General features: G+C 67.2%; 17 protein-coding genes and 3 pseudogenes. 11 read left to right on the top strand and 9 right to left on the bottom strand.

All coding sequences use genetic code 11. The features are described 5' to 3' along the window. Positions 1-2: 2 nt before the first annotated feature. From Q9K23_RS14065 to Q9K23_RS14050, 4 genes and pseudogenes are all read left to right on the top strand, one after another. Positions 3-1,444: pseudogene (locus tag Q9K23_RS14065) on the top strand (MSMEG_0567/sll0787 family protein). A gap of 36 nt (positions 1,445-1,480) precedes the next feature. Next, positions 1,481-2,320, top strand: coding sequence for a carbon-nitrogen hydrolase family protein (locus Q9K23_RS14060; protein WP_053776569.1), 840 nt, complete (start codon positions 1,481-1,483; stop codon positions 2,318-2,320). 6 nt (positions 2,321-2,326) lie between these two features. Continuing rightward, positions 2,327-3,427 carry an MSMEG_0565 family glycosyltransferase gene (locus tag Q9K23_RS14055; RefSeq protein WP_020793384.1) on the top strand — a complete coding sequence of 367 codons (1,101 nt, stop codon included), beginning with the start codon at positions 2,327-2,329 and terminating at the stop codon, positions 3,425-3,427. Positions 3,428-4,086: 659 nt separating this feature from the next. Continuing rightward, positions 4,087-4,416, top strand: coding sequence for a hypothetical protein (locus Q9K23_RS14050; RefSeq protein ID WP_152972639.1), 330 nt, complete (start codon positions 4,087-4,089; stop codon positions 4,414-4,416). Positions 4,417-4,723: 307 nt separating this feature from the next. On the opposite strand, the gene Q9K23_RS14045 is transcribed toward Q9K23_RS14050, so the two are convergent. Continuing rightward, complete coding sequence (locus tag Q9K23_RS14045; RefSeq protein ID WP_020791326.1) at positions 4,724-6,739, bottom strand: CocE/NonD family hydrolase; 2,016 nt, start codon at positions 6,737-6,739, stop codon at positions 4,724-4,726. Between the two features lie 364 nt (positions 6,740-7,103). On the opposite strand from Q9K23_RS14045, the gene Q9K23_RS14040 reads away from it, so the two are divergent. Continuing rightward, positions 7,104-7,571, top strand: a complete 468-nt coding sequence (locus tag Q9K23_RS14040) for a M15 family metallopeptidase (RefSeq protein WP_053776603.1) — start codon at positions 7,104-7,106, stop codon at positions 7,569-7,571. Between the two features lie 60 nt (positions 7,572-7,631). On the opposite strand, the gene Q9K23_RS14035 is transcribed toward Q9K23_RS14040, so the two are convergent. Then, a complete protein-coding gene (locus tag Q9K23_RS14035) occupies positions 7,632-8,219 on the bottom strand; it encodes a helix-turn-helix domain-containing protein (protein WP_082365749.1) in 588 nt (195 codons plus the stop codon). Between the two features lie 131 nt (positions 8,220-8,350). Between Q9K23_RS14035 and Q9K23_RS14030 the strand changes: the two genes are divergently transcribed. From Q9K23_RS14030 to Q9K23_RS14020, 3 genes and pseudogenes are all read left to right on the top strand, one after another. Further along, on the top strand, positions 8,351-9,517 hold the full coding sequence (locus Q9K23_RS14030; RefSeq protein WP_020790479.1) for an acetyl-CoA C-acyltransferase: 1,167 nt from the start codon (positions 8,351-8,353) through the stop codon (positions 9,515-9,517). Positions 9,518-9,522: 5 nt separating this feature from the next. Next, positions 9,523-10,221 (top strand): SDR family oxidoreductase, encoded by a 699-nt coding sequence (locus Q9K23_RS14025; protein ID WP_053776571.1) that lies wholly within the window; start codon positions 9,523-9,525, stop codon positions 10,219-10,221. A 28-nt stretch (positions 10,222-10,249) separates the two neighbouring features. Continuing rightward, positions 10,250-10,666: pseudogene (locus tag Q9K23_RS14020) on the top strand (PaaI family thioesterase); the annotation flags it as partial. A gap of 24 nt (positions 10,667-10,690) precedes the next feature. On the opposite strand, the pseudogene Q9K23_RS14015 reads toward Q9K23_RS14020, so the two are convergent. Next, positions 10,691-11,191: pseudogene (locus Q9K23_RS14015) on the bottom strand (flavin reductase family protein); the annotation flags it as partial. Positions 11,192-11,522: 331 nt separating this feature from the next. On the opposite strand from Q9K23_RS14015, the gene Q9K23_RS14010 reads away from it, so the two are divergent. The 3 genes from Q9K23_RS14010 to Q9K23_RS14000 are packed head-to-tail and all read left to right on the top strand — an operon-like array spanning position 11,523 to position 13,838. Then, on the top strand, positions 11,523-12,830 hold the full coding sequence (locus tag Q9K23_RS14010) for an amidase (RefSeq protein WP_053776605.1): 1,308 nt from the start codon (positions 11,523-11,525) through the stop codon (positions 12,828-12,830). 19 nt (positions 12,831-12,849) lie between these two features. Then, positions 12,850-13,170 carry a hypothetical protein gene (locus Q9K23_RS14005; protein ID WP_020790480.1) on the top strand — a complete coding sequence of 107 codons (321 nt, stop codon included), beginning with the start codon at positions 12,850-12,852 and terminating at the stop codon, positions 13,168-13,170. Further along, positions 13,167-13,838 carry a response regulator gene (locus Q9K23_RS14000; RefSeq protein ID WP_020790478.1) on the top strand — a complete coding sequence of 224 codons (672 nt, stop codon included), beginning with the start codon at positions 13,167-13,169 and terminating at the stop codon, positions 13,836-13,838. The genes Q9K23_RS14005 and Q9K23_RS14000 overlap by 4 nt, the downstream gene beginning before the upstream one ends. A gap of 113 nt (positions 13,839-13,951) precedes the next feature. Here the strand turns inward: Q9K23_RS14000 and Q9K23_RS13995 are convergent, their stop codons facing one another. From Q9K23_RS13995 to Q9K23_RS13970, 6 genes are all read right to left on the bottom strand, one after another. Beyond that, entirely contained in the window at positions 13,952-14,902 is a 951-nt protein-coding gene (locus Q9K23_RS13995; RefSeq protein WP_020790483.1) for a PDR/VanB family oxidoreductase, read from the bottom strand. A gap of 69 nt (positions 14,903-14,971) precedes the next feature. Then, positions 14,972-15,748 (bottom strand): SDR family oxidoreductase, encoded by a 777-nt coding sequence (locus Q9K23_RS13990; protein ID WP_261977743.1) that lies wholly within the window; start codon positions 15,746-15,748, stop codon positions 14,972-14,974. Continuing rightward, a complete protein-coding gene (locus tag Q9K23_RS13985) occupies positions 15,745-16,239 on the bottom strand; it encodes an aromatic-ring-hydroxylating dioxygenase subunit beta (RefSeq protein WP_053776573.1) in 495 nt (164 codons plus the stop codon). The genes Q9K23_RS13990 and Q9K23_RS13985 overlap by 4 nt, the downstream gene beginning before the upstream one ends. Continuing rightward, on the bottom strand, positions 16,232-17,509 hold the full coding sequence (locus Q9K23_RS13980; protein WP_053776574.1) for an aromatic ring-hydroxylating dioxygenase subunit alpha: 1,278 nt from the start codon (positions 17,507-17,509) through the stop codon (positions 16,232-16,234). The genes Q9K23_RS13985 and Q9K23_RS13980 overlap by 8 nt, the downstream gene beginning before the upstream one ends. A gap of 93 nt (positions 17,510-17,602) precedes the next feature. Further along, positions 17,603-17,965 carry a hypothetical protein gene (locus Q9K23_RS13975; protein WP_020789808.1) on the bottom strand — a complete coding sequence of 121 codons (363 nt, stop codon included), beginning with the start codon at positions 17,963-17,965 and terminating at the stop codon, positions 17,603-17,605. Between the two features lie 61 nt (positions 17,966-18,026). Further along, positions 18,027-19,199 carry an acyl-CoA dehydrogenase family protein gene (locus Q9K23_RS13970; protein ID WP_020789804.1) on the bottom strand — a complete coding sequence of 391 codons (1,173 nt, stop codon included), beginning with the start codon at positions 19,197-19,199 and terminating at the stop codon, positions 18,027-18,029. Positions 19,200-19,318: the final 119 nt, after the last annotated feature.

Raw genomic sequence — 19,318 nt, 5'->3', positions numbered from 1 at the left:
CGATGCTCGAGGGTCTGCCGCACACCACGATCTCCACGCCCGGAGCCCGTACCCGGGATCTGTCGATCCTCGCCGGGCCGGAACTGTCCACCCCGCCGGATCACCTGGTCACGGTGGCCGACGACGCGCGCATGCTCGCCGGGTACCACGGACTGCGCCACACCGAGTTCGTCGAGCGCCAGGGGCTTTTCGCCACCTCCGACCACGATGACGTGGACGACGATCCGCGGACCGTCGTGCTGGTGGCGGTGTCCGCCGACGGTCATGTGGTCGGTGGGGTTCGCGTCGCCCCCTGCACCGACACCGACATCGGCTGGTGGGCCGGTAGTCGCCTTGTGGTCGCCGACACCGCGCACGCCGGCGGGATCGGACGAGCATTGATCCGTGCGGCCTGCGCACATGTGGAGGGTGCCGGGGTACTGCGCTTCGATGCCACCATCCAGGAGCGCTATCTGCGGCTGTTCACCATGCTGGGCTGGACCGACCGCGGTCCCGGTCCGACCATCGGCGGTTGTGCCCACCGCCGGATGGGCTGGCCCATCGGCCGGATCCAGCGCACGGCCGACACCACCAAGGCGATGCTCGCCGACGTCCTGGCCCCGCTGGGTCGTCAGCCGGGTGGCCTGGGCCCGGCCGGATTCCGCGGCGACGACGGGGTTCCGGTGCCGGGCTCCGACCTGATCGCGGCGTGCGATGCGGTGCTGCCGGCGATGGTGGAGCGTGACCCCGAGTGGGCCGGATGGTGTTCGGTGCTGGTCAATCTCAACGATCTCGCCGCGATGGGTGCCACTCCGGTGGGACTGCTCGACGCGGTCGCCGCACCCACCACCTCCCATCTCACCCGGATCATCCGCGGTATCTCGACCGCCGCGCAGGCGTGGGGCACACCGGTCCTCGGTGGCCACACACAGGCCGGTGTGCACGCATCGTTGTCGGTCACCGCGCTCGGCCAGACCCCCCATCCGCTCGCCGCAGGCGGCGGACGCGTGGGCGATGTGGTCTCGGTGATCGCCGACCTCGGCGGTTCGTGGCGGCCGGGATACCGGGGCCGCCAATGGGACAGCACCAGTTCACGTTCCGGGGAACAGCTTCGGGCGATGGGTTCGCTCGTCGCCGATCTGCGCCCGCATGCGCCAAGGATGTGAGCATGGCCGGACTGGTCGGCACCCTCGGTATGCTCGCCGAGTCCTCGGGTACCGGTGCCGAACTCGACGTCTCGGCGATCCCCCGGCCGCACGACTCGACCCTCGGCGAATGGTTGACCTGTTTCCCCGGCTTCGCGATGCTCACCGCCGACGATCATCCCGTCCGCGAGGTTCCCGGACCCGCGGTCGCCGCCCCGTGCGGACGGCTCACCGCCGGTGCCGGCGTGCGGCTGCGGTGGCCGGACGGAGAGGTCACCGGCGCGGTGGCGTCCACGGTCACCGGGCTGGGGGCAGCATGAGCTGTCGTATCGGCGGCACCGGTAGGGTGCGGTGACATGAGGACGGTGACCCTCGGCGCACTCGCCGGACACTTCGGACGTGACGTCACCCGAGGCGTGTCCAAGGCCGTGGGAATCATCGAGGCCGCAGCCCGAGACGGCGTCGACCTGCTCGTCTTCCCCGACGCGACCCTCGGCGGCTACATCGGTGATCTGCGCTCCCCCGATCCCGACGACCTCCCACCGGCCCTCGATCCGAACGGCCCCGAGCTGGCGGCGATCGTGCAGGCGGCGGGTCCGATGACGGTGTGCATCGGCTACACCGAGGCAGCCGGGGACACCCGCTACAACGCCGCGATCTGTGTCTCCGGCGACGGCGTGCTCGGCACGCACCGCAAGGTGCATCAGCCGGCCGGGGAATCGTTGGCGTATGGGGCCGGTGACTCCTTTCGCACGTTCGACACCCCGATCGGGCCGTTGGGCATGCTGATCGACTACGACAAGACCTTCCCCGAATCAGCCCGCAAACTCGCCCTCGACGGCGCGCGGGTGATCGCCGCGCTCTCGGCGTGGCCGGCCAGCGTCACCGATCGGGCCGCGCGGCTCCCCGCCGATCGGCAGTCCCGACTGTTCGACCTGTACGACTGTGCCCGTGCCGCCGAGAACCAGGTGTTCGTGGTGTCGTCGAATCTCACCGGGGTGACCGGCTCACTGCAGTTCCTGGGGCAGGCGAAGGTGGTGGGTCCCGGTGGGGATGTCCTCGCCACCACCCGATCCAAGGGCGGACTGGCCAAGGTGCAGGTGGACGTCGAGGCCGAGACCGAACGAGCACGACGCGTACTCAACCATCTTGCCGAACTGCGCCCGGAGATCTACGGCAACGAACGAAAGAGGTGACACCCCATGCGGATCGCGTTGCTGACGTATTCGACCAAACCGCGCGGCGGGGTGGTGCACACGCTGAATCTGGCCGAGTCGTTGAGCCGTCTGGGTGCCGATGTCACGGTGTGGAGTCTGGCCCGCGGCGGCGACCAGGGGTTCTTCCGCAGCGTCGACCCGGCGGTACGCATCGAGCTGCTCCCGTTCGACGACGTGGCCGGTGAGGATGTCACCGAGCGTATCGTCCGGTCCATCGACACACTCCGATCCGGTTTTCGGCCAGGCGATTTCGACATCGTGCATGCCCAGGACTGCATCAGCGCCAATGCGGTGGGTGTGTGTATCCGGACCATCCATCATCTCGATCACTTCACCACGCCCGTCCTCGTCGACTGCCACGAGAAGGCGGTGACCACCCCCTACGCCCGGATCTGTGTGTCGCAGGCGGTCGCCAGCGAGGTGGAGGACGGTTGGGGGCTGCATCCCACGGTGATTCCCAACGGCGTGGCCTATGACCGGTTCGCCGCCGCCGCAGCCGATTCCGAGGATGCCACGAAGGCCCGCGACGTCTGGCGAGAACAACTGGGCCGGTATGTTCTTGCGGTCGGCGGGATCGAACCCCGCAAGGGCAGCATCGACCTCCTCGAGGCGTTCGCGATCCGTCGCCGCCGGGATCCCGGCCTGAACCTGGTGTTCGCCGGCGGCGAGACGCTGTTCGACTATCGCGACTATCGCGCCGGTTTCGAACGGCGACAACGCGAACTCGGCATCGAACCCATCGTCCTGGGGACCGTCGGCGAGTCCGACCTGCCCTCGCTCGTCGCCGCCTGCGAGGTGTTCGCATTTCCCTCCACCAAAGAGGGATTCGGGCTGGCCGCGATGGAGGCACTGGCGGCGGGCCGGCCGGTGGTCACCCGTGATCTACCGATCCTCCGCGAGGTCTTCGGCGACACCGTCACCTACGCCGCGGATGTCGATGCGCTGGCGGCAGCACTGGTCGCGGCCCGCACGCCGGATGCCGGACGTCGAGGGCGGGGCGACGCGCTGGCCCGCTCACTGACATGGGAGCAGGCGGCGAAGGCGCATCTGGACTTCTACGCCGACCACCCTCACCCGATGGCGTGAGCGGCATCACCCGAGTCGCGCCGCAGATGAGCTCGGATCGAAATACGCTGTAGACAAGCCTTTTTCATCCCACCTCCCGGCATGTTTGATACTCGTCGTCCGGATCCACGATGCCCCCAGTGGTTCTCGCAGTCAACATGCGCGGACATCCACTGTCACAGATCATTCGTCGCCGGCCTGTCGCGTTCCGTCACAGGCTCTCGGCTTCCCTGCCATCGGCGCACAGGCGAAGGTCTCCGCACCCCGGGGACCTTGGACCCCAATTCACCTGGACGCCGATCACAGCTCCCCTCGGAGGTTTCGGACCATCGGCGCAGGTCGACCGACAATCCGGCCGCTTTCTCCTGTTACTCGCGGTCACTGACACCTGTTGCGGCGGTCCCCCGATCGTGCTTGTGTCGCTGTATCGCGGCACCACCGGAACACCACGTGAAGGCAAATCCCGACTGGCACAGGATTGTTCACAACGTGGCCCGGCTCACCTCGTCCGAATGTAGAGATCGAACCATCGTGGGCGTCGAGGGGTGACGCGGTGTGCAACACGTTCACGAGTCAACGAAGAGGCAACCGGATGGGTCGCCGGGGCAGGAACCGGTGCGGTACTGGGCGGAACGGTCGGAGCCGGAGCCGGTATCGGGGCCGGGACCACGGCCGGCCTGGTGGTCGGACCCATCGTCGGAGCCACCTCGGGCGTGGTGGCCGGATGCATCGCCGGTGCACCCGCACTCCTGGTGGGCTGCCTTCCCGGTGCCGTGATCGGCGGCATCATCGTCGGTGTCGCCGGCACAGCGGTGGGACCGGTGGCGGGCGCCGCGGCCGGCGGTCTGATGGGGGCCGCCGGTGGAGCGGTCGTCGGTGGAGCCCTCGGAGCACCGTTGGGCGCCGTCGTCGGTGCCACCATCGGTGCTGCGACCGCGGCATCCGAGGCGAATCAGGGTTACGCCCAACAGAATCTCGATGATCTCGAGGGATTCGCGTACCGACGCTGAGAATCAGCGGAGGATACGTTCTGAATCCCTTGTCCAAGAACGTCTGTCCGGATCATCCCGTCCCCCAAACCCGGTCCGGGCAGATGAATGAGGCCTCCGGTGGTGAGTGGCTCCACTCGTGGACCATCCACCATCGGAGGTCGTCGGGTGCCGCTACCGGAGCGGATACGCTGGTGCCCAACGGAACCGACGTCTGCTCCGAGGTCGAGCGCCGGCCACCCCCTCACAACGACGAAGGTGGCGGGTGCAGCCGTCACGACCTGCACCCGCCACCTCTCGAGCGATCCCCGCCTCGAACGATCCCCGCTCAGCCGATGGGTCGGCTGCTCGGCAACTGCACCCAGCTCGGGTTGGCCGGATCGAGCAGCACGTGCTCGGGCTTGAGACCACTGTCGTGACTGATCGGGCCGAAGCTCACCGCCCGCGGCGCATTGAACGCGTACACACTCACCCGCACCCGATGGCCACGCTTGATGAGCGCGTCGGTGCCGAGGGTCCCGATGTCGAGGTACTGCACCGCACCCGGCTTCACCAGGTCGCGGCGATAGGCGTCGAGTGCGTAGATCGGGTCCACCAGGTCACCGTTGGGTGCGTATCGCGATGCGGCGCGGTCGATCTGGTTACGGATAGACACCGTCATCGACCCGGTGGTGAGCACCTTCGAGGTGCCGTCGGGTGCCACGTCGGAGGCCACGGCGACGTAGAAACCGTCGGTGGCGTCGACCTGCGTGCGCAGGTGCACGTTGATCGGGCCGTTGATCGAGGTGGCCTGCGGGACCGCCGGTGAGGTGAAGGTCAGTGCGCCGCGTTCGGCGATCCGGTTGTCTCCGGTGCAGAAGTCGAACGAACTCAGGAAGCCGATCTGATCACGGTTGGCATCGCCCGAGCACAGGGTGGTGACACCGGGGCTGACCGTCCACCGGGCAGTGGTCTTCGGGCCACTCGCCGACAGCGAGCCGTCGCGCACCGAGGTCGGCGACGTGCCGCTGCGTGCCGGTGTCAGATAGAGCCGACGATGCTGCTGGTCGACACGCGGGAACTGCTGCGACTGCACCCAGCCGCCACCCTGCTGATGGCTTGTGGCCGAAGGATATTCGTCGATGCGGTTGGGAACACCCTTGATCCAGCGGTCGAACCAGGCTCGCTGCAGCACCGCCATCGACGGCGGTTGCCCGGGGGCGCCGCGCATGTCCCAGCCGTTGGTCATGTGCTCACCGGTGCTCATCACCAGCTTCTTCTGCGCGGCCGGCACACCGCTGAGCTGGTCGAGCGCACGCCACTCCATGTTGGTGAACAGATCCTGCCAGCCACCCACCACGAAGGTCGGGATCTGGATGCGTGCGGCGTCGGTGGTCAGCGCCTTGCGATAGGTCGAATCCAGTTGCACCAGTTCACGAGTGCGTCCGCTCAGCGAGTTCACGTCGGTGGCGGTGAGCCCTTCGAGATATTCCTTGACGAACACCGCCGGATTGTTCAGGCGGTCACGCAACCAGACCGGATCGAACTGTCCGCGAAGCAGACTCGGTACATCGGGGATCACCTTGGTGGCGTTCACCGCGAACAGCCACAGCGCCAGGAAGCCTGCGCCGTATCCGGAGCCCGGCGCGACGACGTCGGCGACGATGTCGGTCATCGGCGCGGCCGGGAAGATCGCCTTGAGTCCCTTGGGACGCTTCGACGCAGCCTGCAGCTGATTGATCGCGGAGTACGAGTACCCCGACATACCGAGGTCTCCGTTGGAGTACGGAAGGGTGCGCGCCCAGTCGAGAACCTCGACGGTGTCCTTCTGCTCACGGTTGCCGAAAACATCCCAGACGCCCTGGGAGGTACCGGTACCGCGGACGTCGACGACGATCTGCGTGTAGCCGCTGCGCACCAGCTTCGGGTCCACCGAGAACACGCTCGGCAGTCCACCGTTGGCCACCTTCAGCAGCCGTTCGGTGCCCGAGATCGGCGTACCGGACAGGTTGATGCTCGCGAGCAGGTCGAACATCGGCTGCGAGAGCCCCGGCACGTTCGACCCGGCGGCCGCGATCATCGCGATCAGCTTGTTGTACGGGGTCAGGTTGACGATGACGGGGTTCTTGTCCCGGGTCGCCCGTCCCGCACCATCGGCCGGACGGTAGATGTCCGCACGGAGAATCGTGCCGTCCGACATGGTGATCGGCACACTCGGGGTGACCGAGATGCCGGCATACCTCTGCCGTTCGGAATCATGGGTCTTGGTCCACTGCAACGGATTCAGACCCAATGGCGCCGCATCGGCCGGTGGTGGCGGAACAACGAACGCGGCGATCACCACCGTCAGCAGGGTGATGAGCACCGCACCACGGCGGAACCTCCCCGACGCTGTCCGCAAACCCCGATCTCCGTGCATTGACCCCGACCCCCGTGTTCTTCGGTCCATCCGACACCCCGCCGCGTCGTGTCCCACACCGTTACAGCAGCCCCCGGGTGTGACCGACGCCCATCACCGGAGTGTCGGTGATGTGCGCCATAGATCTTCTTACCGGTGAGTAATTCTGTCAACCCAGGTCTCGGTGTCCAGATTCCTCGCTGTCGAACAGCCGTCCCGAGCTTCGATCACCACGGCAAGCGGGCAAGACCCCGCCGCCCGGCGCGGTATCGTCGACGAGGTGTTCCGACCCGACCGACGCCCCGCCGGCATCCGCATCCTGATCGCCGCGATGGCCCTGAGCAGCCTGGGAGCGCTGTCGGCGTGGACCGGCGCGCCGGCCCACGCAGCACCGGAGACCGCCGGCCTCGACCCCGCACTGGCAACCGCCTACCAGCAGGCGTCCACCGCGGCACATGCCGACGGCGTGGACCTGTGGATCACGTCGGGGAAGCGGTCGTACGCCGAGCAGCAGCAGATGTGGCGTGACGGGCTCGCCGAGTACGGGAGTCCGGCCGAGGCCCGCAAGTGGGTGCTGCCGCCACACGAGTCCACGCACGTCAGCGGGCAGGCGATCGACGTCGGCCCACAGGCCGGGGCGGCCTGGCTCGAACGCTACGGGTACCGCTGGGGACTGTGTCGCACCTTCACCAACGAATGGTGGCACTTCGAGGAGACATCGATCCCGGGCGTCGGCTGCCCGGCGATGTGGCCGAACGCGGCGGTGCGCGCCGACCAGATGGGCGCAGCCCTCCCCTGACCGGTTCCTCCCCGCGGTACCAGGACAACCTCCCGGCCCGCTCCCAGGGTGCCGCTCGGTTCAGCACCGGGCGCGAGAGCGTTGCCGCAACGCCCACGGTTCGTCGCGCAGTCCGGCCGCGGCCTCCTCCACCGGGACCCGATGCCCGTGCGCGCACCGCACCTCCGCCGACAACGGTTCGCCACAGCCGCGGTGCACCAGTCGCACACCGGTACGGTGGTCGTCCCGGAGTCCGTCGCCCCAGTCGACGAGTGCCACGAAGATCGTGTACAGCTCGCGACCGCGCTCGGTGAGGACGTACTCGAAGCGTGTGCGGCTGCCCGGCTCCCGATACGGCCGACGGTCGACGATGCCGTCGGCATGGAGCTGCTTGAGTCGCCCCGCGGCGACGGCCTCGCTCAAGCCCGCCCGGCGCGCAAGCTCGTCGAATCGGTGTGCACCGTAGAGCAATTCGCGCACCAGGACCATCGACGACCGGGTTCCGACGACCTCGAGGGCGCGCTCCATCCGGCAGAAGCCCTTGGCCGTCCACGCATCACGGTCGGCGTAGGCACCCTGGAGTTCGAGCACCTCGTCCGACTCCCCGCGCGCTCCCCCCGGCCGCGCGTCGTCGACCGGATCGCCTGCACCCCGTTCACCCTGTGACATATCCCCATCGTAGCGCTCACTTTGCAATCCCATAGCCAGCCGGTACAGTTCTGACTATGGGATTGCATAGTCAGCCCTACGCCCACCCCAGAATGTCGCTCCGCACGACCTGAGATCCGGGAGGAAACACCATGAACACCGCGGTCATCGCAGATGCCGTCCGCACCCCCGTCGCCAAGGGCAAACCCGGCGGCGCCTACGCCCACATCCACCCCGTCGACCTGCACGCCCAGGTTCTCGCGAGCCTCGTCGACCGCACCGGTATCGACCCGGCGATCGTCGAGGACGTGATCAGCGGCGCGGTCGGACAGGTCGGCGAGCAGTCCGGGAACACCGCACGGTGGGCACTGCTCGGAGCGGGTTTCCCCGAGTCCGTCCCCGGCGTGACCGTCGACCGCCAGTGCGGCTCCAGCCAGCAGGCCCTGCACTTCGCGGCGCAAGGCGTGATCGCCGGCGCCTACGACGTGGTGATCGCCTCGGGTATCGAGTCGATGAGTCACGTCCCGATCGGGTCGCAGTCGCTCGGCCGCGACTTCACCGGCCCCAAGGTGTCCGAACGATACTCAGAAGGTCTTGTACCCCAAGGGATCAGCGCCGAGTTGATAGCACAGAAGTGGTCGCTGTCACGAGCCGAACTCGACGACTTCTCGGCTCGCTCGCACCAGCGCGCCGCCACCGCATGGAAGAACGGTGCATTCGACTCGCAGGTCACCCAGGTCACCGACCTGCGCACCGACGAGACCATCCGGCCCGACTCCACGGTGGCGTCACTGGGTGGGTTACGGCCTGCGTTCCGCAGCGAATACTGGGCGCAGCGGTATCCGGACCTCGACTGGAACGTCACCGCGGGCAACAGTTCGCCGATCAACGACGGTGCGGCGGCGGTGTTGATCACGAGCGAGGAGGCCGCAGGCCGCCTGGGCCTGACCCCGCGGGCACGCATCCACTCGTTCGCCGTGGTCGGTGACGACCCGGTCCTGATGCTCACCGGCATCATCCCGGCCACAGCAAAGGTGCTGGCCAGAGCTGGTCTGACGATCGGCGACATCGACGCGTTCGAGGTCAACGAGGCGTTCGCGTCGGTGGTGCTCGCGTGGCTTCGTGAGACCGGCGCCGACCCCGCCAGGGTCAACATCAACGGCGGTGCCATCGCGATCGGACACCCCCTCGGCGCATCCGGGGCGCGGCTGATGACCACCTTGCTGGGCAACCTCGAGCAGGGCGGCGGGCGCTACGGACTGCAGGTCATGTGCGAGGCCGGCGGCCTGGCCAACGCCACCATCATCGAACGGATCTGATCACCATGACATCTCTGCAGGATTCCGTGGTCCTGGTGACCGGTGCCAACGGCGGGCTCGGCACCCACTTCGTCCATCAGGCACTCGACCGAGGCGCCACCAGGGTCTACGCCGCGGCCCGCCGACCGATGCAGTGGGAGGACAACCGTGTGGTACCACTGCGCCTCGACGTCACCGACCCCGAATCGGTGGCCGCCGCGGCAGCGTCGGCACCGGACGTGACGATCGTGATCAACAATGCGGGGATCTCCAACGGCGCCGGCGTGACCGGCGACCTGGATGATCTCCGGGCGATGTTCGAGACGAACTTCTTCGGCGCCCTCACCGTCACCGATGCCTTCAGCCCGGCGTTGCGCGCCCACGGCGGAGCACTGCTGAACGTGCTGTCGGTGCTGAGCTGGATCGGGATCGGCGACGGCTACAGCGCCTCGAAGGCGGCACTGTGGTCGGCAACCAACACCCTGCGACTCATCCTGTCCCGTCAGGGTGTTCACGTCGCAGCCCTCCATCTCGGCTACACCGACACCCCGATGACGGCCGGCGTCGATGCACCCAAGAACGATCCGGCCGACGTCGTGCGCACCGCCTACGACGGCGTCGAGGCCGGGGACGCCGAGATCCTCGCCGACGAGATCAGCAGGCGGGTCAAGGCCGGACTGGCCGCGCCGATCGAGACGCTCTACCCGCAACTGAACGCACGGTGAGCAGACATCAGCAGACGGGGAGACATCGATGAGTTCCGAAACAGACACCCCAGCAACCGATCTGGAGAACGCAAGCGCCTTTGTACAGGCCGCCGGGCTACGGATCACCGAAGCCGACGGTGAGCGGGTGGTCGGCTGGATCGACCTGGGGCCGCAGCACCACACCCCGTGGGGAGTCGTCCACGGCGGGGTGTTCCTCAGCGCGGTGGAGTCCGCGGCCAGTATCGGGGCCAGTGCCGCCGTCGCCGACCGCGGACTGATCGCGGTGGGTGTGCACAACGGAACCGACTTCGTCCGTGGAGCCCACGACGGGCGGGCCGACGTCCTCGCCACTCCGCTGCAGCAGGGGGCGAGTCAACAGTTGTGGCAGGTGCTGATCACACGGGCGACCGACGGGAAGACCTTGGCACACGGGAAACTCCGTCTGCAGAACGTCGCGCCGCGCGCTCGCGGCCGAGTATCAGGCCGGCGTGGAGCAGGCGAATCCACCGTAACCTCCACGGTGGAAGATCAACGGTGACACCGGGTTGGTCACCGCCATGTCGTGGACCTCACACAGGACGATCCAGTGGTCTCCGGCCTCGACGGTCTCGCGGATCCGGGTGTCGATCCAGGCCACCGAGTCGGAGAGCACCGCGTCGCCCGACGGTGAGGCAAACCACTCGATACCGTCGAGCTTGTTCTCCCAACGCTTGGCCAGGGTGCGCACCACATCCTGCTGATCTTCTCCGACGACGTTGACGCACAACGATTCACATCGACTGAGGCGATCGAAGGTGCGCGAGGACTTCATCGGCATGAACGACACCAGGGGCGGATCCATCGACACGGAACTGAACGTCCCGACAACCAGTGCCAGGTGCTCACCGTCGTCGGCGCGTCCGGTGACGACGGCGACGCCGGTCGGATAGTGCCCCAGCACTTCGCGGTACACCTGGCCGTCGATGTTCTTGACTGCTGACTCGGACATTCGTTGCTTCCTCGGTCTCGGTGGACACCGACATCCCGCTGTGTGGATGTCGCTGTCACCGAACCTAAGTCAGCCCGGAGAACAACGGTAGAAGGGATATCTTTACCGCTCGGTCGGGAATTCGTCTGGAGCGACCGGACAATCCACCGGGCTCGCGGTGAGACCCCCTGCCACACCCGAGCGCCGGACGTCGCGGGGTGCTCACTCGGTCGTCCGCCGTCACCTCCAGGCCGCCGCCGTGGGATTCACTACCGTCGGGACAGGGATATCTTTACTGTCGCGACGGACCCAAAGAGGGCAGACTGGTTCGGTACGTATCAGAGGAGGAATGGTGACCCCGGCCCAGTGGACCCAGCCCATCGGCGATCAGGTGACCGCCGTCCATGACGGTGTGGTGACCGCAGAAACGCTCGCCCTGCAGGTGCGCGAGGAGATCAGACGACGCGAACCCGACCTGCACGCCTGGGTGTGCCTGGCCGACGATCTCGATACCCAAGCGCACCGTCAGGATCACGCGTCCGGCACCCGCCCGCTGCGCGGTGTGTCCGTCGGGGTCAAGGACCTCATCGACGTCGCCGGCCTGCCCACCCGATCGGGTTCGGTGGTGACCTCCGCCGACCCCGCCGGCTCCGACGCCCCCTGCATCACGCGGCTCCGTGAGCTGGGCGCCGTGATCCAGGGCAAGACGGTCACCACCGAGTTCGGATACTTCGCACCGGGCCCTACGCGCAATCCTCACGACCCCGGCCACACTCCCGGCGGATCGTCGAGCGGTTCGGCCGCCGCGGTAGGCGCCGGCACCGTCCCGGTGGCCCTGGGAACCCAGACCGCGGGGTCGCTGACCCGTCCCGCGTCGTACTGTGGGGCGGCGGGCATGGTGCTCGCCCAGGGAACCACCAGCATGGCGGGGATCTCCGGGCTCAGCGAAACCCTCGACTCGCTCGGTTTCCTGACCCGCACCACCGACGATCTGGCATATCTGTTCGGCGCCTTCACCGGACGGACCGCGGCCCCGGTCGGGTCGAGTGCCGTGACCACCGCCCATCTGTGGGCAGGCAGCGGCCTCGACACGCTGCATCCCGACATGACCGAACTCCTCCAGATCCTCCCCGCACTGCTGGCCGACGCCGGGGTGCGAACCGATACCTTCGCCGGAGACGACCACGTCCGGACGCTCGCCGACGACCACCTGACCGTGATGTCGGTGGAGGCCGCGGCCACCCTGCATGACGTGTTCGATCATCATGCGGCACAACTGAGTCAGCCGTTGCAGGCGTTGGTCGAGCAGGGGCGCCGAACCACCGCCGACGCACGCTCCGCGGCGCTGATCCGACGTGACCAGTCTCAGCAGATGATCCGGGAGATGCTCGCCGACAACGCGATCGTCATCGGCCCCGCAGCCCCCGGCCCCGCGCCCGCAGGACTGTCGGCGACCGGCTCGCCCATCCTGAGCCGCCCGTGGCAGCTGCTCGGCTGCCCGGTCGTGATCGTGCCCGGAGCACTGAGCCGCGAGGGACTACCGCTGGGAGTCCAATTGATCGGACTACCAGGACTCGAGGATCACCTCTTCGAGGTGGCCCGCAAGCTGGAACCCCTGCTGCGCTCTCACACCGAACATCGCGCGCAGCAACCCGCGTGAGCAGAAAGGACGCGCCGACATGGCCATGAAGCCACGCCCGGTCACCCACCACCGCATGTTCCTCACCTGCTACGAGGACACGTTCAACTACGGGTGGCATCACGTCGACCTGTTCGTGCACGACGAGTACGGCCGCGAGGTCAACTGGGTGCACTGGACGGTGGAGGCCGACGGCCCGGAGGCCGCCGACGAGTCGGTTCGCCGCGAGGAACCGTGGTTGCGGAGGACCTCGCCGTGGGAGCACCGGGTCAGCGTCGTCGGCATGAACTATTGGACGGCCGATGCGGCCTGGGATGACGTCGCCGCCGATGCGACGACCGACTGGGCGCCGGCCGGATGACGGCCGACTCTCGAACACCGAATGCCGGGGTCGATTCCGACCCCGGCACGGTCGTCTATGTGGTCGACGACGATCCTGAACTGTGCGACTCGGTGGACTGGCTGCTCGGCAGCATCGGGATCTCGCCCCGGATCTGTCACAGCGCCGCCGCATTCCTGGAGACCTACACCGGAGATCACCCGGCATGCATCGTGCTCGACATGCGCATGCCGCAGATGAGTGGTACCCGGCTACAGGAGAAGCTCAACGAGATCGCCCCGCACGTGGCGATCATCTTTGTCTCGGCGCACGGGGACATCCGGATGTCGGTGTCGACGATGCAGGCCGGCGCACTGGACTTCCTGGAGAAGCCCTACGATCCGCAGCGGCTGCTCGACGCGGTGCAGTCCGGGATGGAGAAGGCCGCCGAGCGTTTCCACTCCTACCGGGCGCATCATTCGGTGGCCGAGAAGGTCGCGTCACTCACCCCACGCGAACGCGAGATCCTCGCCCTGGTGGTGGAGGGACTGCCCAGCCAGAACATCGCCCGCAAGCTGGGCATGAGCGTGAAAACCGTTGACGTGCACCGTGCCCGGATCAAGAGCAAGACCGACGCCGACAGCATCAGCACCCTGGTCCGCGACATCCTGCGCTACGACGTGACGGTACCGATCGACCCCCGTCCCTGATCCGGCCCGCACCCGGGCAGCCGGATGTTCAGGGCGGTGCCATCAAAGGACGAGGGCGAGCAGGGATGCGGGTGATCGAGGATGCGGGCGATCAGGATCGAGCGCGGTCCGGCTCAGTAGTAGTCGAGGACCATCCGTTCACCCTGCGAGCGGGACACGCAGGTCGCGATGACCTCGCCGGAGTCCTTCTCCGACTTGGACAAGACGTTGTCACGATGTTCCGGGGTGCCCGAGAGCACCGACATGATGCAGGTACCGCAGATCCCCTCCTGACAGGAGGTGTCGACGTCGCAGCCGTTCTCGTTGAGGACGTCGACGATGCTCTTGTCGGCGGGGATCTCGTAGACCTCGCCGTCGAGCTCCACCTCGAAGGCCGAGTTGGCCGATGCGTCGGGTTGTTCTGCGGCGTGGAAGTTCTCGATGTGCACGGCCTCGGCCGGCACGTACTGCTCGGCCACGGCCACCATCTTGTCCATGAAACCCTCGGGGCCACAGACATAGACATGCGACCCGGACGGTGCCGCGATCAGTGCGTCACCGACCAGTTGCGACTGGCTATCGCGTCCCACACCGAGGTGGGCGTGCAGCTTGTCCGGGCACCGATCGCGCAGCAGCGGCAGGAATGCCGCCTCCTGCTCCGAGCGGGCGAAGTAGTGCAGTTCGAACGATCCGCCGGCCACGTCGAGATGGCGCGCCATGCTGAGCATGGGCGTGATCCCGATCCCGGCAGCGATCAGGACATGATGCGCTGCACTGCTGTCGATCTCGAGCAGGTTTCGGGGCTCACTGATCTGCAGTGCGTCACCCTCGGCGACGTCGTGCAGTGCCGCCGACCCGCCCCGGGAGTTCTCCTCACGCTTGATTGCCACCGCGAACGGCTCCCGGCCGTCGGGCGCCGAGCACAGCGAGTACTGGCGGGTGATCGCGGTGGGCCCCACCACGTCGATGTGTGCACCCGGGGTGTAGGCACCGATCGAGGTGCCGTCGGGTTTCGTCAGATAGAACGTCTTGACCGTGGGGGTCTCCTGGACGATCCGTGAGACGACGACGTCGATGAGGGGCATGAGTGAGTTCTCCTGGGGCAGCGGTCAGTACACACGTGTCGTCAGGGCACGTGGGGTCGGGCGCGTGCGTCAGCGGACGTACAGGCCGCCGTTGACGTCCCAGCACGCGCCGGTGGCGAAGAAGGCGTTGTCGGCGGTGAGCAGCGCCACCATGTCGGCGACGAAGCCCGGATCACCGAGTCGTCCCACCGGGATTCCACCGATCATCGCATCGACCTGGTCGGCCGGGATGGTCTTGCGGAACACCGGGAGATCCAGCGGGCCGGGGGCGATGGCGTTCACCGTGACGCCCTTGCCGGCGAGCTCGCGGGCGAACACCTTGGTGACGGTGAGGATCGCCCCCTTGGACGCGGCATAGTGGGCGCCGGTGGCGGTGCCACCGTTCTGGCCGGCCAGCGAGGAGAGGTTGACGATCCGGCCGAAACCGTTGTCGGCCATCGCCGATCCGAACACCTGGCACCCGAAGAAGATGCTGTTCACATTGGTGTTGAGGACCGCGGTGAACTCTTCCTCGCCTACGGTCAGCACATCCGCCGTCTGGGTTCGGGCCGCATTGTTGACGACGATGGACGGTGTGCCCCAGACGTTCTGGATCGCGGTCAGCGCGGCCTCGAAGTTCGCCTTGTGGGACACGTCGAGTTCCAGCGCCATGGCCGTCGCGCCGTCCGCCGACAGCTCGGCGGCCACCGCGGTGGCGTCGTCGACCGCGATGTCGGCGAGCACGACCCGGTGCCCCTGTGCGTGCAGGCGACGGGCGACGAAGGCACCCAGACCGCCGGCCGCACCGGTCACCACCGCGATCCGTCCGGTGTCGGTGACGGTCTCGCCGGTGATCACGGCGCTCACAGGAGGAACCCGGAGGCACTCACGGCGTCCTCGCTGTCGATCAGGCGGGCCACCTTGAGACTGATCCTGTCGCCGTCGTCGGACAGCGCGATGGTATGGGTCATCTCCGCACCGATCGTCGAGAAGGCATTACGCTTGAACGCGTTGAGGATCTGGGCCGAGCGGATCGTCACCGAGGTGTCGCTGACCTCGGAGACGGTGAACCGCGAGACCACCCGCACCGTGCGGGCCGCGGCAACCGCCGACGGGGCGTAGCCCTGCATCATCCGTTCCACACGCAGGTGGCGCATCCGCTTGTCGTCGTAGACCATGTTCAGCGACGCCGCGAAGTCGTCGGTGTCCGGGTCGATGGGGATGACGTACATCGCGTCGTCGGTGTACATCTCCTCCCATGCCGGGTAGTCCTTGGCGTCGAGCACCTCGGCCTCGCGCCAGATCAGGGCGATCGCCCGCTGCACGCGGGTGTCGGTGAACGTCAGCACCTCAGTCATCGGTCATCATCTTCTTCCACATCTCGTAGGACTCCCGCATACCCGTCTCATCGGTGACATGCGATGTGGCCCAGCCTTCTTCGGTGACGTACTCGCGGTTCTCCCCGCGGTTCACCAGGATCGGCATGGTGGGGTTGCCGCCGGCGCCGATCTGCACCCGGTCCCAGCCCTCGGCGTCGTCGGGGCTGCCGAAGCCGAACGGCCCCTGGAAGTGCTCGTGGATACGCAGGCGCTCGCGATTGATCGACTCGGGGCCACCATCCATGCCGATCGCCATGTGCCACACCTCGGTGACGTCCACGCTGATCGGGATGAGCAGACGGAAGAACGACGACGACATCGCGATGTTGGGGAACATGTTGAGGTTGAACCCACAGCCGTGCATCGAGCGCATATAGCGACGGATGCGTTCGGGGCTCTCCCCGGCGGCCTCGAGTTCTTCGACGAGATGGGCGAATCGCGGCTGGATCTCCTCGTCCCCGTCGTCGATGTCGAGGTCGGCGTGTGCGGCGGCCATGACGGCCACGCTGTGACCGTTGCCGAGGGCATGCGTCTCGGCCTTGGGGTCGTCCATGAACGACATCATGTTGGCGGTCTCGGCATCGACCGAGGCCATCCACGACTTGTGCACCATCGGGAAGTGGTAGCCGTCGGTGGTGTTCTCCAACTGGATCTTCCAGTTCCCGCGGAAGCGGAACTTGTGGATGCCGATCACCTTGGTGGGGAATCCGTTGGACTGCTTGAGGAATCGCTCCATCCAGATCTTCGCGTCACCGAGGTAGTCCTCGAGTGGCTCGATATCGGGGTTGAATGTCGCGAAGACCATGCCGAGGTAGCTCTCGGTGCGCAGGGTCTGCAGCGGGTAGTCCTTCTTGTCCACGACGCCCTCGTAGCCGTCGGGGTAGGGGATGCCGCGCAGCCGACCGTCGAGGGTGTAGGACCAGTTGTGGTATGGGCAGGTGAAGCCATTGGCCTTACCACTGCGCTGATCGCACACCGTGGCACCGCGATGGCGGCACCGGTTGAGCATGGTGTTGATGTTGCCCTTGCGATCTCGCGCCACGATCACCGGCTGGTCGCCGACCTGGGTGGTCTTGAACGAGCCCGCCTCCGGGATCTCGCTCTCGTGGGCAACCCAGACCCAGGTGCGGTAGAAGATCTTCTGCATCTCCTCGGCGAAGATCTCGGGGTCGGTGTAGAGCTGTCCGGCGACGCGGTCGTTCTCGGCGAGATCGGCGAATCGACGGGTGGGCCGTTCGGTGGTTGTCATGATCAGTTCTTTCCTTGCTGGCACCGGAATTGCGTTCCGTGGGTGTGGTTCTGGAATTCGACGGGCCTGACTTGGGCGGTCAGGGTTCGACAGTCAGAGTTCGACGTCGTCGCGAATCGTCAGTTCACGGCCCATCCGTGCCTCGATCGTGAAGTACTTCCACAGCGCGTACTCGCCGACCATGGTGGTACGCAACAGATTGCACGCCGCCTTGACGGTGGGCTGATCCACCACGTCGGCGAGCACATAGAACGTCCAAGGCCATCCCGCCGACGGACCGACCATGTGGGCGTCGTCGTCCATCGTGCCGATCACCTCGACACCGTCCATGGCCTTGAGGGCACCGAGGAACTCCTGGGTGGCCTCCCACACCGGACCGATCTCGGCCTTGGGCAGGTCGAAGAAGTTCTGGTTGTTGCCGACGCAGAACAGGGTGCGTAACGGTTCGGATGTCATGAGTGGGGCTCTCCTGGATGGTGGGACTGAGACGGTCGGAGATCGGGCGGTGCAACGCCGATCACGGAAAACTGGGGATGCCGGCGTCGAGACCGAGCAGGACGGCACCGGCCGCCTCGTAGGTGCCGGTCTGCAGCATGGCGTGCTGGGCCGGCACCATCGCGTCCTGCAGATAGCGCTGCAGCGGATGGGTGTCGTAGATGGCACCGGTGCCGGCGAGGTCGAACACGTCGAGCGCAACGCGTCGTCCGACGTGGGCGGCGTGGGTGGCGGCCAGGCGCAGCATCGCGGTGTCGGAGGACGAGATCGGTTGCCCGGCAACCGCCTTGTCCCAGACCTCGGTGGTGGCGTCGTAGAAGAACGCACGTGCCGAACGTAGTTCGGCCTCGGCGCGCGCCACGCCGGTCTTGTAGAAAGACCGATTCCCCTTGACCTGTCCACCGGTGATCGAGGTGCGGGCGGCACCCACCTCCACGGCATAGTCCAGGGCGCCGCGGGCGGCACCGAGGGTGACCACCGCGAGGACCTGCGCCGCATAGGCCAGACCCGGATAGCGGGTGATGGGCTCGTCGATCTGCGGTGTTCCGCCCCGCACGAACACCATCTCGTCGGGGACGAAGAGCCTGTCGGCTCGCACCGAGTGCGAACCGGTGGCCTTCATGCCGGCCACATTCCAGTTCTCCACGATGTCGACGTCGGCCGGATCGACCAGTGCGGTCAGCGGCTTGCCCGCGGTGTCGGGTCCACCCGCGAGGCCGATCCCGAGGATGTCGGCTCCCATACAACCGGAGGCGAACTGCCACACACCGGTGCACACATAGCCGCCGTCGACCCTCTCGGCCTCCTGCATCGGGAACAGGCCGCCGGCGTAGGCGACGTCGGGACCGGACGCGTAGATCGTGGCCTGGCTGGCCGGCGGCAGCGCGGCGAAGTACACCAGCGACGACCCGAAGCTCGCCACCCACCCGGTGGCCGGATCGACTGCCGAGATCTGCTCGACCATCGACATGAAGTCGGCCGGCGCCATCGGCTCGCCACCGAACTCGGTGGGCGTGGACGCCCGGTACATACCGGCCCGCTTGAGCAGGGCGATGAAGTCGCGGGAGACGTAGCGCTGCGCCTCGAACTCGTCACGCCGATCCCGCAGGACGTCGAGCGCGTGGGCGAATGCCGCCTCACGGGCGGGTCCCGCCGGTTCGGCCACCACGCGCTCGGTCATACTCTCGGCGGTCATTGACTGTCTCCGTTCAGATTCGGAATTCCTCTCCAGCGCTACACTATGGAGATCCAGAGGCCACCGGTATCGGGATTATCTGCCCCGGGGGTAAGTGATCCTTTAGTCGTCGGCCTCGG

The sequence above is a fragment of the Gordonia sp. NB41Y genome (assembly GCF_030718915.1).
GTDB classification, from domain to species: Bacteria; Actinomycetota; Actinomycetes; order Mycobacteriales; family Mycobacteriaceae; genus Gordonia; species Gordonia desulfuricans.
This window is presented reverse-complemented; position numbering and strand designations above follow the sequence as displayed.

Coding starts and splice junctions, on each gene's coding strand:
- Q9K23_RS13970 (WP_020789804.1), bottom strand. CDS start 19,199: ATGACCGCCGAGAGTATGACCGAGCGCGTGGTGGCCGAACCGGCGGGA.
- Q9K23_RS14025 (WP_053776571.1), top strand. CDS start 9,523: ATGACATCTCTGCAGGATTCCGTGGTCCTGGTGACCGGTGCCAACGGC.
- Q9K23_RS13975 (WP_020789808.1), bottom strand. CDS start 17,965: ATGACATCCGAACCGTTACGCACCCTGTTCTGCGTCGGCAACAACCAG.
- Q9K23_RS14055 (WP_020793384.1), top strand. CDS start 2,327: ATGCGGATCGCGTTGCTGACGTATTCGACCAAACCGCGCGGCGGGGTG.
- Q9K23_RS14040 (WP_053776603.1), top strand. CDS start 7,104: ATGGCCCTGAGCAGCCTGGGAGCGCTGTCGGCGTGGACCGGCGCGCCG.
- Q9K23_RS13995 (WP_020790483.1), bottom strand. CDS start 14,902: ATGCCCCTCATCGACGTCGTCGTCTCACGGATCGTCCAGGAGACCCCC.
- Q9K23_RS13985 (WP_053776573.1), bottom strand. CDS start 16,239: ATGACTGAGGTGCTGACGTTCACCGACACCCGCGTGCAGCGGGCGATC.
- Q9K23_RS14035 (WP_082365749.1), bottom strand. CDS start 8,219: ATGTCACAGGGTGAACGGGGTGCAGGCGATCCGGTCGACGACGCGCGG.
- Q9K23_RS14060 (WP_053776569.1), top strand. CDS start 1,481: ATGAGGACGGTGACCCTCGGCGCACTCGCCGGACACTTCGGACGTGAC.
- Q9K23_RS14000 (WP_020790478.1), top strand. CDS start 13,167: ATGACGGCCGACTCTCGAACACCGAATGCCGGGGTCGATTCCGACCCC.
- Q9K23_RS14030 (WP_020790479.1), top strand. CDS start 8,351: ATGAACACCGCGGTCATCGCAGATGCCGTCCGCACCCCCGTCGCCAAG.
- Q9K23_RS14005 (WP_020790480.1), top strand. CDS start 12,850: ATGGCCATGAAGCCACGCCCGGTCACCCACCACCGCATGTTCCTCACC.
- Q9K23_RS13980 (WP_053776574.1), bottom strand. CDS start 17,509: ATGACAACCACCGAACGGCCCACCCGTCGATTCGCCGATCTCGCCGAG.